Here is an 11,019-nt window from a genome sequence, read left to right on the forward strand (position 1 = left end):
GAATCACCATGCCACGTTCTCTCAAGAAGGGTCCATTTATCGACCTGCACTTGCTGAAGAAGGTAGAGAAAGCGGTGGAAAGCGGGGATAAAAAGCCGGTTAAGACCTGGTCCCGTCGTTCAATGATCATCCCGAACATGATCGGTTTGACCATCGCTGTCCATAATGGTCGTCAGCACGTTCCGGTTTTCGTTACCGAAGAAATGATCGGTCACAAACTGGGTGAATTCGCACCTACTCGTACTTATCGCGGCCATGCTGCTGATAAGAAGGCTAAGAAGCGCTAAGGGATAAATGATGGAAGCTATCGCTAAACACCGTTATGCCCGTACTTCTGCCCAGAAAGCTCGTCTGGTAGCCGATCAAGTACGTGGTCTGTCCGTAGACAAGGCTCTGAACATCCTGACCTTCAGCCCGAAAAAGGCTGCAGTTCTGGTGAAGAAAGTGCTGGAATCTGCCATTGCAAACGCTGAGCACAACGAAGGCGCCGACATCGACGCCCTGCGTGTTGCTACTATCATGGTCGACGAAGGTCCCTCCATGAAGCGCATCCGTCCTCGTGCCAAAGGTCGCGCGGATCGTATCCTCAAGCGTACCGCTCACATCACCGTAGTGGTATCCGACGCTAAGGCTGGGAGATAAGCAATGGGTCAGAAAGTACATCCTAATGGCATTCGCCTGGGTATTACCAAGCCTTGGAATTCTACCTGGTTCGCGAACACCAAAGACTTCGCTGACAACCTGTACAGCGATTTTCAAGTACGCCAGTTCCTGACCAAGGAACTGAAAAACGCGTCCTTGTCCAAGATCACCATCGAGCGTCCGGCCAAGAGCATCCGTGTGACCATTCACACCGCTCGTCCGGGTGTTGTGATCGGTAAGAAAGGCGAAGACGTTGAAAAACTGCGCAAAGCTGTAGCCACTATTGCTGGCGTGCCTGCTCAGATCAACATTTCCGAAGTCCGTAAGCCGGAGCTGGATGGCAAACTGGTTGCCGACAGCATCACTTCCCAGCTGGAGCGTCGCGTAATGTTCCGTCGTGCTATGAAGCGCGCCGTACAAAACGCCATGCGCCTGGGTGCCAAGGGCATCAAGGTGGAAGTTTCCGGTCGTCTGGGCGGCGCTGAAATCGCGCGTACCGAATGGTACCGTGAAGGTCGTGTGCCTCTGCACACCCTGCGTGCCGACATCGACTACGCAACTTCTGAAGCCCACACCACTTACGGTGTGATCGGCGTTAAAGTTTGGATCTTCAAGGGCGAAGTTCTGGGCGGTCTGGCTGCTGTCAACGCTGCCGCTGCTCAAGAGCAAGCTCCTGCGAAGCCCAAGCGTGACAACAAGCGCCGCGCTGCCAAGTAAGGAGATTCGGTAAATGTTGCAACCAAAGCGTACTAAATTCCGCAAGACCCACAAGGGTCGTAACCGCGGTCTGGCCAACTCTGGTAACGAAGTATCCTTCGGTACCTTTGGCCTGAAGGCGACATCCCGTGGCCAGCTGACTGCTCGTCAAATCGAAGCAGCCCGTCGTGCCATGACCCGTCACGTTAAGCGTCAGGGTAAGATCTGGATCCGTGTGTTCCCGGACAAGCCGATTACCGAAAAGCCCCTCGAAGTTCGTATGGGTAAAGGTAAGGGTAACGTGGAATACTGGGTTTGCCCGATCCAGCCTGGCAAGGTTCTGTACGAGATGGACGGTGTACCTGAGGCTCTGGCGCGTGAAGCGTTCGCCCTGGCCGCAGCCAAGCTGTCTGTTCAGACCACTTTCGTAATTAAGACGGTGATGTGATGAAAGCCCAAGATCTGCGTCAAAAGAGCGTCGAAGAACTGAACCAGGAGCTGCTGGGCCTGCTGCGCGAGCAATTCAACATGCGCATGCAAGCTTCCACCGGCCAGCTGGCTCAGACTCACACTCTGAAACAAGTGCGTCGTGACGTCGCACGTATCAAGACTGTACTGACTGAGAAGGCAGGTGCGTAATGACTGATAAAATCCGTACTCTGCAGGGTCGTGTAATCAGCGACAAGATGGACAAGTCCATCACTGTCGCCATCGAGCGCAAGGTAAAGCACCCGATCTACGGTAAGATCATCAAGCGCACTACCAAGCTGCACGTGCATGACGAAAACAACGAATGCAAAGCTGGCGACCTCGTGGAAATCCGCGAATGCCGCCCGCTGTCCAAGACCAAGTCCTGGACCCTGGTTGCCGTTGTAGAAAAGGCCTAATCGGTACTTTGTAGTCTAAACGGCCCCTTGACGGGGCCGTTTGTTTTTTAGGCTACCTTTTCTAAAAATCCTGTGTTATAGTTTCGCGCCTTTTGAAGGCAGCCAGATCCCGAGAGGGATAAGAAGTAAACAAAGCGGAGCACTAAGATGATCCAGATGCAAAGTATGCTGGGTGTTGCCGACAACTCCGGCGCTCGCAGTGTAATGTGTATTAAGGTTCTGGGTGGTTCGCACCGCCGTTACGCCGGCATCGGCGACATCATCAAGGTTTCCATCAAGGAAGCTATTCCTCGCGGTAAAGTGAAGAAAGGTGATGTGTATAACGCGGTGGTCGTACGCACCCGTAAAGGCGTTCGTCGTCCGGACGGCTCTGTCATCCGTTTCGACAACAATGCGGCTGTGTTGCTTAACAACAACCAGCAGCCGATCGGTACTCGTATTTTTGGCCCGGTGACCCGTGAACTGCGTAATGAGAAGTTCATGAAGATTGTGTCCCTGGCACCCGAAGTACTGTAAGGAGTCGAACGATGGCAGCTAAAATCCGTCGCGAAGACGAAGTGATTGTTCTTACCGGCAAAGACAAGGGCAAGCGTGGCAAAGTCACTCAAGTTCTGATTGCTAAAGGTAAGGTAATCGTGGAAGGCATCAACCAGGTGAAGAAACACCAGAAGCCGGTACCCGCACTGGGTCAGGCTGGCGGTATCGTCACCAAAGAAGCCCCCATCGATGTATCTAACGTAGCGCTGTTCAACTCTGCCACTGGCAAAGCTGACCGCGTTGGTTTCCGGATTGAAGACGGCAAAAAAGTTCGCTTCTTCAAATCCACCGGCGAACTTGTGAAGTAATTGGAGTTTAACGATGGCGAAACTGCATGATTACTACAAATCAGATGTAGTAAATGAACTGACCAAGCAGTTCGGTTACAAGACTATCATGCAAGTCCCTCGGATCGAGAAAATCACCCTGAACATGGGTGTTGGTGAAGCGATCTCTGACAAGAAATTGCTGGAAAATGCTGCTGCCGATATGGCTGCCATTTCCGGTCAGAAGCCGCTGATCACCAAAGCTCGCAAATCTGTTGCGGGCTTCAAGATTCGTGAAGGCTACCCGATAGGTTGTAAAGTAACCCTGCGTGGCGAGCGTATGTGGGAGTTCCTGGAACGGCTGATTTGCATCTCCGTACCGCGTATCCGTGACTTCCGTGGCCTGAACGCTAAAGCGTTCGACGGTCGTGGTAACTACTCCATGGGCGTGCGTGAGCAAATCATCTTCCCGGAAATCGACTATGACAAGGTCGATCGCGTTCGTGGTCTGGATATCACCATCACCACTTCCGCGAATACCGATGAAGAAGGCCGTGCTCTGCTGGCTGCCTTTAACTTCCCATTCCGCAAGTAAGGTTAGGGTTATGGCTAAAACATCCATGAAAGCACGTGAAGTAAAGCGTGCGAAGCTGGTAGCCAAGTACGCGACCAAGCGTGCCGAGCTCAAAGCTATCATCGTTGATATGAACGCTTCTGAAGAAGCGCGTTGGGATGCTGTTCTGCAACTGCAACAGCTGCCCCGTGATTCCAGTCCGTCCCGTCAGCGTAACCGTTGCAACATTACTGGTCGTCCGCACGGTTTCCTGCGTAAGTTTGGTCTGTCCCGCATCAAGGTGCGTGAGCATGCCATGAAGGGCGAAATTCCGGGCCTGAAAAAGGCCTCTTGGTAAAGAATCTCGGGAGTTAGACTATGAGCATGCAAGATCCGATCGCGGATATGCTGACCCGCATCCGTAACGGTCAGGCGGCGAGCAAAGTTGCGGTTTCCATGCCTTCTTCCAAGCTGAAAGTGGCTATTGCCAAAGTGCTGAAAGAAGAAGGTTACATCGCTGGCTACTCCGTAGCTGGTGACGTGAAACCGGAACTGGAAATTGAACTGAAATATTTCCAGGGCAAGCCGGTTGTAGAACTGATCCAACGCGTGAGCCGTCCCGGCCTGCGTATTTACAAGCGCACTACTGATCTGCCGAAAGTTATGGGCGGTCTCGGTGTTGCTATCGTGTCCACGTCTAAAGGTGTGATGACTGACCGTGCTGCCCGTAAAGCAAGCATGGGCGGTGAGATCATCTGCTACGTCGCTTAATAGGAGGTAGGAAATGTCTCGTGTTGCTAAGGCACCCGTCACTATTCCTGCTGGCGTAGAGGTGACTCTGAACGGCCAGGAACTGTCCATCAAAGGTGGTAAAGGTTCCCTGGTTCGCTCTATTCACGCCGGTGTAGAAGTGACCAAAGAAGACAATGTACTGAAGTTCGCCCCGCGCGACGGCATCGCTGGTGCTGACGCTCAGGCCGGTACTGCCCGTGCATTGGTCAACAACATGGTAATCGGTGTTACCCAAGGCTTCGAGCGCAAGCTGCAGCTGGTTGGTGTAGGTTATAAAGCCTCCATCAAGGGCAATGCTGTTGCGCTGGCTCTGGGCTTCTCTCACCCGGTAGAGCATGCGCTGCCGGCTGGTGTGACCGCTGAGTGCCCGACTGCCACAGAAATCGTTCTGCGTGGTGTCGACAAGCAGCTGGTTGGCCAAGTCGCCGCCGATATCCGTGCTTACCGCGCTCCGGAGCCCTACAAGGGCAAGGGTGTACGCTATGCCAACGAGCAAGTGCGTACTAAAGAAGCTAAGAAGAAGTAAGGTAACACTATGGACAAGAAAGCAGCTCGTCTCCGTCGTGCTACTCGTGCTCGGAAAAAGATGCAGGAACTGGGAGCTACCCGTCTGGTTGTTCACCGTACCCCGCGTCACATCTATGCGCAGGTTATTGCAGCCAACGGTTCCGAAGTTCTGGCCTCTGCTTCCACAGTAGAGAAGGCCATCAGTGAAGCTCTGAAATACACCGGTAACGCAGATGCTGCTACCGCTGTAGGTAAGGCTATCGCCGAGCGTGCCATTGCCAAAGGCGTTCAGAACGTATCTTTCGATCGTTCCGGTTTCAAGTATCACGGTCGCATCGCTGCTCTGGCAGCTGCTGCTCGTGACGCTGGTCTTCAGTTCTAAGCTAGGAGTCGAAGATGGCTAAAGTCGAATCTCAAGCCGGCGAACTGCAAGAAAAGCTGATTGCAGTAAACCGTGTTTCGAAAACTGTTAAAGGTGGTCGTATCATGTCCTTCACCGCGCTGACCGTGGTGGGTGATGGTAACGGCCGTGTAGGTTACGGTTACGGTAAAGCCCGTGAAGTTCCGGCCGCTATTCAAAAAGCGATGGAACAGGCTAAGCGTAACCTGAACAAGGTTGAGCTGAACAACGGCACCCTGCACCACCCGGTGAAAGGTGTTCACTCCGGTTCCACCGTGTTCATGAAGCCGGCCTCTCAAGGTACTGGTATCATCGCAGGCGGCGCTATGCGTGCCGTTCTGGAAGTTGCTGGTATCCACAACGTGCTGGCTAAGACCTACGGTTCCACCAACCCAATCAACGTTGTTCGCGCCACTGTAGACGCTCTGGTTCAGGGTCAATCCCCGGAACAGATCGCTGCCAAGCGTGGTCTGCGCGTTGAAGAAATTCTGGGGTAATGCGACATGGCTAACACTGTAAAAGTAACTCAAACTCGCAGCTCTATCGGCCGTCTGCCAAAGCACAAGGCGACTCTGCGTGGTCTGGGTCTGCGTCGCATTGGTCACACCGTTGAGCTGGAAGATACTCCCTGCGTACGCGGCATGATCAACCAGGTTTATTACATGGTTAAGGTGGAGGGCTAAGCATGCGTCTGAATACTCTGTCTCCGGCCGCTGGTTCCAAGCGCGTTAAGCACCGTCCGGGCCGTGGTATCGGTTCTGGTCTGGGCAAGACCGGTGGTCGTGGTGTTAAAGGTCAAACCTCTCGTTCCGGTGGCGGCAAAGTCCGCAACGGTTTCGAAGGCGGCCAGATGCCTTTGAAAATCCGTCTGCCGAAGTTCGGTTTCTTCTCTCGCAAATCTTTGGTTTCTGCCGAAGTGCGCCTGAACGAAATCGCCCTGGTAGAAGGTGATGTGGTCGACGTGAGCACTCTGAAGCAAGCCGGTGTTATTACCAAAAACATCGTGTTCGCTAAAGTTGTTCTGTCTGGCAACATTGACCGTGCTGTGACCGTTCGTGGTCTGTCCGTCACCAAGGGTGCACGTGCAGCCATCGAGGCCGCTGGCGGTAAAATCGAGGAATAATCAGTACAATGGCTAAGAAACCAGGATTGGATGTTAAAGCACAGGGTGGTCTGAGTGAACTGAAGAGCCGTCTGCTCTTCGTTCTCGGGGCGATTATCGTTTTCCGTGCAGGCTCTTATGTGCCGATTCCTGGTATTGACGCCGCCGTACTGGCCGAGTTGTTCCAACAACAGAAGGGCACCATCATTGAGATGTTCAACATGTTCAGTGGTGGTGCACTCTCGCGTGCTTCTATTCTTGCGCTGGGGATCATGCCGTACATTTCGGCCTCGATCATTATCCAGCTGCTGACTGTGGTTCACCCCGCTCTTGCTGAACTCAAGAAAGAAGGTGAATCCGGCCGTCGCAAGATTAGCCAATATACCCGTTGGGGCACGCTGGTTTTGGGAACTTTCCAGGCCATTGGTATTGCAACCGGTCTGCCGAATATGATGCAGGGACTCGTGACTCATCCGGGTTTGGGCTTCTATTTCACAGCCGTTGTGAGTCTGGTCACCGGTACCATGTTCTTGATGTGGTTGGGTGAGCAGATTACCGAGCGTGGGATTGGTAATGGTATCTCGTTGATTATCTTCACAGGTATCGTTGCTGGTCTGCCTCATGCCATTGGCGCTACGGCCGAACAGGCACGTCAAGGGGAATTGCACATCCTGCTGTTGTTGTTGCTGGGCTTGATTGTTTTCGCAGTGACTTACTTTGTGGTGTTCGTGGAGCGTGGTCAGCGTCGTATCGTCGTTAACTATGCCAAGCGTCAACAAGGCCGCCAGGTATTCGCAGCGCAAAGCACACACCTGCCGTTGAAAGTAAATATGGCCGGTGTGATTCCTGCGATTTTCGCATCCAGCATCATCCTCTTCCCGGGGACCATTACCTCTTGGTTTGGTCAGGGCGAGGGCAAGGTCGCCGATATCCTGCAACAGGTCTCTATGGTCCTGCAGCCGGGTCAGCCCTTGTATGAGATGCTCTATGCAGCAGCCATTATCTTCTTCTGCTTCTTCTATACCGCGCTGGTGTTCAACCCCCGCGAGACAGCAGATAACCTGAAGAAGAGTGGAGCCTTTATCCCGGGGATCCGCCCGGGCGAGCAGACAGCACGTTATATCGATAAGGTTATGACCCGCCTGACATTGGCAGGTGCGCTCTATATAACCTTTATCTGTCTGGTACCCCAGTTCCTGATGACTGCCTGGAACGTTCAGTTCTATTTCGGTGGCACCTCGCTGCTGATTATCGTGGTAGTTATCATGGACTTCATGGCTCAGGTTCAGACCCATATGATGTCTCATCAGTATGGCGACGTCCTGAGGAAGGCCAACCTGAAGGGCTACGGCCGCTAAAGGTCGGCGTAGTTACGGAGTTAAGCAATGAAAGTTCGTGCTTCCGTTAAGGCAATCTGCCGTAACTGCAAAATCATCAAGCGTCACGGTGTGGTGCGTGTGATTTGCAGCGAGCCAAAGCATAAACAGCGCCAAGGCTAATTTTTTACGGTTAGTACTTGCAACAAATAGTTGTGCTGGCTAATATAGCCAGCCAACTTTTGTTGTGTATTGGTTGACCGCCACGTATCCGCTCACGGGCTTTGTGGTGGTCGTAATCTACTATATGTAGGAGTGAATAGTGGCCCGTATCGCTGGCATTAACATTCCTGACCATAAGCATGCAGTCATCGCTTTGACTGCTATTTATGGCGTCGGTCGTACCCGCTCCAAGGCCATCTGTGCCGCAGCCGGTATCGCTGAGAATGTGAAAATTAAAGACCTGGACGAAGCTCAGATCGAGAGTCTGCGTGAACAAGTAGGTAAATTCACCGTTGAAGGTGACCTGCGTCGTCAGATTTCCATGAACATCAAGCGATTGATGGATCTGGGTTGCTACCGTGGTTTGCGTCACCGTCGTAGCCTGCCTGTTCGTGGTCAACGTACCAAGACCAACGCTCGTACCCGTAAGGGTCCGCGCAAGGCTATCAAGAAGTAACGGGAAGGTAGAAAATGGCTAAAACTCCGACTCGTGCTCGCAAGCGCGTTAAAAAGCAAGTGAGCGACGGTATTGCGCACGTTCATGCATCTTTCAACAACACAATCGTGACCATTACTGACCGTCAGGGCAACGCTCTGTCTTGGGCTACTTCTGGTGGTTCCGGTTTCCGTGGTTCTCGTAAGTCCACCCCGTTCGCTGCTCAGGTAGCTGCCGAGCGCGCTGGTGAGATGGCCAAAGAATATGGCGTGAAGAACCTGGAAGTCATGGTTAAAGGTCCGGGTCCCGGTCGTGAGTCTTCCATCCGCGCTCTGAACGCGGCTGGTTTCCGCATCACTAACATTACTGATGTGACTCCGATCCCGCACAACGGTTGTCGTCCTCCCAAGAAGCGCCGCGTGTAACGCTGTAGCTACTTGGTCTAGGATTGTTGGAGAAAGAAGATGGCAAGATATATCGGTCCTAAGCTTAAGCTTAGCCGTCGTGAGGGCACCGACCTCTTCCTGAAGTCTGGTGTTCGTGCGATTGATTCTAAGTGCAAGATTGACACCGTTCCTGGTCAACACGGTGCGCGTAAAGCGCGTCTGTCTGACTACGGTGTTCAGCTGCGCGAGAAACAAAAAGTTCGTCGTATCTACGGCGTATTGGAAAAACAGTTCCGCAACTACTACCGCGACGCTGCCCGTCAAAAGGGTAACACCGGTGAAAACCTGTTGCAGCTGCTGGAAGGTCGTCTGGACAACGTCGTCTACCGTATGGGCTTCGGTGCTACCCGCGCTGAATCTCGTCAGCTGGTGAGCCACAAGGCCATCATGGTAAACGGTCGCGTTGTGAACATTCCTTCTTTCCAGGTTTCCCCTGAGGACGTGATCTGCGTTCGTGAGAAGGCTAAGAAGCAAGCGCGAATCAAAGCTGCCCTTGAGGTTGCTGGTCAGCGCGAGAAGCCGACTTGGGTAGAGGTTGATGCCGCTAAAATGGAAGGTGCTTTCAAGCGTCTGCCAGAGCGTTCCGACCTGTCTGCCGACATTAACGAACAGCTGATCGTCGAGCTTTACTCCAAGTAAAGCTAGCTTCTAAAGAGAGGACACAATGCTGGGTTCTGTAACAGATTTTCTTAAACCGCGGCTAGTTGACATCGAGCAAGTTAGCCCGACTCATGCGAAAGTGACTCTTGAGCCACTCGAGCGTGGCTTTGGTCACACGCTGGGCAACGCCCTGCGTCGTATTTTGCTGTCTTCTATGCCCGGTTGTGCAGTTACTGAAGTCGAAATTGACGGTGTACTGCATGAGTACAGCAGCAAAGAAGGTGTACAGGAAGACATTCTTGAAATCCTGCTCAACCTGAAAGGTATCGCTGTGAAGCTGGAAGGCAAGGACGAGGTAACTCTGTCCCTGACCAAGTCTGGAACAGGCCCCGTTACCGCTGGTGATATCACTCACGGTGATGAAGTCGAGATCGTAAACCCGGAGCACGTAATCTGCCACCTGACTGGTGCCAATGCTGAAATCAGCATGCGCCTGAAAGTTCAGCGCGGTCGTGGTTATGTGCCTGCTTCTGCTCGTGTTCACAACGATGATGAAGAGCGTCCTATCGGTCGCCTGCTGCTGGACTCCGCGTTCAGCCCCATCGTTCGTATTGCCTACAATGTTGAGGCAGCACGGGTTGAACAGCGTACCGACTTGGACAAGCTGGTCATCGACATGGAGACCAATGGTACCCTGGATCCTGAAGAAGCCATCCGTCGTTCTGCCACTATTCTGGCCGAGCAACTGGAAGCCTTCGTGGATCTGCGCGATGTCAGCGTGCCCGAGAAGAAAGAAGAGAAACCCGAGTTTGATCCGATTCTGCTGCGTCCTGTCGATGATTTGGAGCTGACAGTTCGTTCTGCGAACTGTCTGAAGGCAGAAGCTATCCACTATATTGGTGATCTGGTACAGCGTACCGAAGTTGAGTTGCTTAAGACTCCTAACCTCGGTAAGAAGTCCCTGACTGAGATCAAGGACGTGTTGGCCTCCCGTGGTCTGTCTCTTGGCATGCGCCTTGAGAACTGGCCGCCCGCCAGCATCGCTGACGAGTAATCCAGATTACGGGTTTCACAGATTTAGTTAGAAGGATAAGGTCATGCGCCATCGTTTGAGTGGTCGTCAACTGAACCGGAACAGCAGCCATCGTCAGGCTATGTTCCGCAACATGGCCAGCTCCCTGGTTCGTCATGAGATCATCAAGACGACTCTGCCTAAGGCAAAAGAGCTGCGTCGTGTAGTTGAACCGCTGATCACCCTTGCCAAGACTGATAGCGTTGCTAATCGTCGCCTGGCATTTGCCCGTACTCGCGATAACGCGATCGTGGCTAAGCTGTTCAATGAACTGGGCCCGCGCTACCTGGAGCGCGCCGGCGGTTATACTCGCATTCTGAAATGCGGTTTCCGTGCTGGCGACAACGCCCCTATGGCTTACATTGAGCTGGTAGACCGCCCGGCCGCTGCTGAAGCAGCTGCTGAGTGATAAAAGAAAAAGCCGGGCTTGTCCCGGCTTTTCTTTTAGTTGATTCTGATACTGCCTCAACTGCCTCAACTGCCTCAACTGCCTCAACTGCCTCAACTGCCTCAACTGCCTCAACTGCCTCAACTGCCTCAACTGC

General features: G+C 53.1%; 23 protein-coding genes. All 23 read left to right on the forward strand.

Annotated elements, in window-relative coordinates; genetic code table 11:
• Positions 1 to 8: 8 nt before the first annotated feature.
• The 23 genes from rpsS (at position 9) to rplQ (ending at position 10,883) form a co-directional block, all read left to right on the forward strand.
• Entirely contained in the window at positions 9 to 287 is a 279-nt protein-coding gene (gene rpsS, locus G5134_RS14935; RefSeq protein ID WP_005307960.1) for a 30S ribosomal protein S19, read from the forward strand.
• A gap of 10 nt (positions 288 to 297) precedes the next feature.
• The gene (gene rplV / locus G5134_RS14940; protein WP_005319741.1) at positions 298 to 642 is read left to right on the forward strand and encodes a 50S ribosomal protein L22; all 345 of its coding nucleotides are present in this window, start codon (positions 298 to 300) and stop codon (positions 640 to 642) included.
• A 3-nt stretch (positions 643 to 645) separates the two neighbouring features.
• Complete coding sequence (gene rpsC, locus G5134_RS14945; RefSeq protein WP_005307962.1) at positions 646 to 1,359, forward strand: 30S ribosomal protein S3; 714 nt, start codon at positions 646 to 648, stop codon at positions 1,357 to 1,359.
• A 13-nt stretch (positions 1,360 to 1,372) separates the two neighbouring features.
• Positions 1,373 to 1,786 (forward strand): 50S ribosomal protein L16, encoded by a 414-nt coding sequence (gene rplP, locus G5134_RS14950; protein WP_005307963.1) that lies wholly within the window; start codon positions 1,373 to 1,375, stop codon positions 1,784 to 1,786.
• The gene (rpmC, locus tag G5134_RS14955) at positions 1,786 to 1,977 is read left to right on the forward strand and encodes a 50S ribosomal protein L29 (protein ID WP_005307965.1); all 192 of its coding nucleotides are present in this window, start codon (positions 1,786 to 1,788) and stop codon (positions 1,975 to 1,977) included. Before rplP ends, rpmC begins: the two co-directional genes overlap by 1 nt.
• Positions 1,977 to 2,225, forward strand: a complete 249-nt coding sequence (gene rpsQ, locus G5134_RS14960; RefSeq protein ID WP_005307966.1) for a 30S ribosomal protein S17 — start codon at positions 1,977 to 1,979, stop codon at positions 2,223 to 2,225. The genes rpmC and rpsQ overlap by 1 nt, the downstream gene beginning before the upstream one ends.
• Before the next feature lie 147 nt (positions 2,226 to 2,372).
• Positions 2,373 to 2,741 (forward strand): 50S ribosomal protein L14, encoded by a 369-nt coding sequence (rplN, locus tag G5134_RS14965; protein ID WP_005307975.1) that lies wholly within the window; start codon positions 2,373 to 2,375, stop codon positions 2,739 to 2,741.
• Between the two features lie 11 nt (positions 2,742 to 2,752).
• A complete protein-coding gene (gene rplX / locus G5134_RS14970) occupies positions 2,753 to 3,070 on the forward strand; it encodes a 50S ribosomal protein L24 (protein ID WP_005307977.1) in 318 nt (105 codons plus the stop codon).
• A gap of 13 nt (positions 3,071 to 3,083) precedes the next feature.
• Positions 3,084 to 3,623 (forward strand): 50S ribosomal protein L5, encoded by a 540-nt coding sequence (gene rplE, locus G5134_RS14975; RefSeq protein WP_005307978.1) that lies wholly within the window; start codon positions 3,084 to 3,086, stop codon positions 3,621 to 3,623.
• A gap of 10 nt (positions 3,624 to 3,633) precedes the next feature.
• On the forward strand, positions 3,634 to 3,939 hold the full coding sequence (gene rpsN / locus G5134_RS14980) for a 30S ribosomal protein S14 (protein WP_005307979.1): 306 nt from the start codon (positions 3,634 to 3,636) through the stop codon (positions 3,937 to 3,939).
• 20 nt (positions 3,940 to 3,959) lie between these two features.
• Positions 3,960 to 4,352, forward strand: coding sequence for a 30S ribosomal protein S8 (gene rpsH, locus G5134_RS14985; RefSeq protein ID WP_005307980.1), 393 nt, complete (start codon positions 3,960 to 3,962; stop codon positions 4,350 to 4,352).
• A 13-nt stretch (positions 4,353 to 4,365) separates the two neighbouring features.
• The gene (gene rplF / locus G5134_RS14990) at positions 4,366 to 4,899 is read left to right on the forward strand and encodes a 50S ribosomal protein L6 (protein WP_005307981.1); all 534 of its coding nucleotides are present in this window, start codon (positions 4,366 to 4,368) and stop codon (positions 4,897 to 4,899) included.
• Between the two features lie 9 nt (positions 4,900 to 4,908).
• Positions 4,909 to 5,262: a 50S ribosomal protein L18 gene (gene rplR / locus G5134_RS14995; RefSeq protein ID WP_005340606.1), complete on the forward strand. Its 354-nt coding sequence runs from the start codon at positions 4,909 to 4,911 to the stop codon at positions 5,260 to 5,262.
• Positions 5,263 to 5,276: 14 nt separating this feature from the next.
• The gene (rpsE, locus tag G5134_RS15000) at positions 5,277 to 5,777 is read left to right on the forward strand and encodes a 30S ribosomal protein S5 (protein WP_005307983.1); all 501 of its coding nucleotides are present in this window, start codon (positions 5,277 to 5,279) and stop codon (positions 5,775 to 5,777) included.
• A 6-nt stretch (positions 5,778 to 5,783) separates the two neighbouring features.
• Complete coding sequence (gene rpmD, locus G5134_RS15005; RefSeq protein ID WP_005307985.1) at positions 5,784 to 5,963, forward strand: 50S ribosomal protein L30; 180 nt, start codon at positions 5,784 to 5,786, stop codon at positions 5,961 to 5,963.
• Between the two features lie 2 nt (positions 5,964 to 5,965).
• Positions 5,966 to 6,403 (forward strand): 50S ribosomal protein L15, encoded by a 438-nt coding sequence (gene rplO / locus G5134_RS15010; protein WP_005307987.1) that lies wholly within the window; start codon positions 5,966 to 5,968, stop codon positions 6,401 to 6,403.
• Positions 6,404 to 6,411: 8 nt separating this feature from the next.
• Positions 6,412 to 7,740: a preprotein translocase subunit SecY gene (secY, locus tag G5134_RS15015; protein WP_005307989.1), complete on the forward strand. Its 1,329-nt coding sequence runs from the start codon at positions 6,412 to 6,414 to the stop codon at positions 7,738 to 7,740.
• A 27-nt stretch (positions 7,741 to 7,767) separates the two neighbouring features.
• The gene (gene rpmJ, locus G5134_RS15020) at positions 7,768 to 7,881 is read left to right on the forward strand and encodes a 50S ribosomal protein L36 (RefSeq protein ID WP_005319705.1); all 114 of its coding nucleotides are present in this window, start codon (positions 7,768 to 7,770) and stop codon (positions 7,879 to 7,881) included.
• A gap of 139 nt (positions 7,882 to 8,020) precedes the next feature.
• Positions 8,021 to 8,377, forward strand: a complete 357-nt coding sequence (rpsM, locus tag G5134_RS15025; protein ID WP_005307991.1) for a 30S ribosomal protein S13 — start codon at positions 8,021 to 8,023, stop codon at positions 8,375 to 8,377.
• Between the two features lie 14 nt (positions 8,378 to 8,391).
• Positions 8,392 to 8,781 (forward strand): 30S ribosomal protein S11, encoded by a 390-nt coding sequence (rpsK, locus tag G5134_RS15030; protein WP_005307993.1) that lies wholly within the window; start codon positions 8,392 to 8,394, stop codon positions 8,779 to 8,781.
• 39 nt (positions 8,782 to 8,820) lie between these two features.
• The gene (gene rpsD / locus G5134_RS15035) at positions 8,821 to 9,441 is read left to right on the forward strand and encodes a 30S ribosomal protein S4 (protein ID WP_005307996.1); all 621 of its coding nucleotides are present in this window, start codon (positions 8,821 to 8,823) and stop codon (positions 9,439 to 9,441) included.
• 25 nt (positions 9,442 to 9,466) lie between these two features.
• Positions 9,467 to 10,456 (forward strand): DNA-directed RNA polymerase subunit alpha, encoded by a 990-nt coding sequence (locus G5134_RS15040; protein WP_005307997.1) that lies wholly within the window; start codon positions 9,467 to 9,469, stop codon positions 10,454 to 10,456.
• 43 nt (positions 10,457 to 10,499) lie between these two features.
• Complete coding sequence (rplQ, locus tag G5134_RS15045; protein ID WP_005307999.1) at positions 10,500 to 10,883, forward strand: 50S ribosomal protein L17; 384 nt, start codon at positions 10,500 to 10,502, stop codon at positions 10,881 to 10,883.
• Positions 10,884 to 11,019 lie beyond the last annotated feature (136 nt).

Source organism: Aeromonas sp. 600276 (assembly GCF_049175815.1).
Classification (GTDB): domain Bacteria; phylum Pseudomonadota; class Gammaproteobacteria; order Enterobacterales; family Aeromonadaceae; genus Aeromonas; species Aeromonas dhakensis.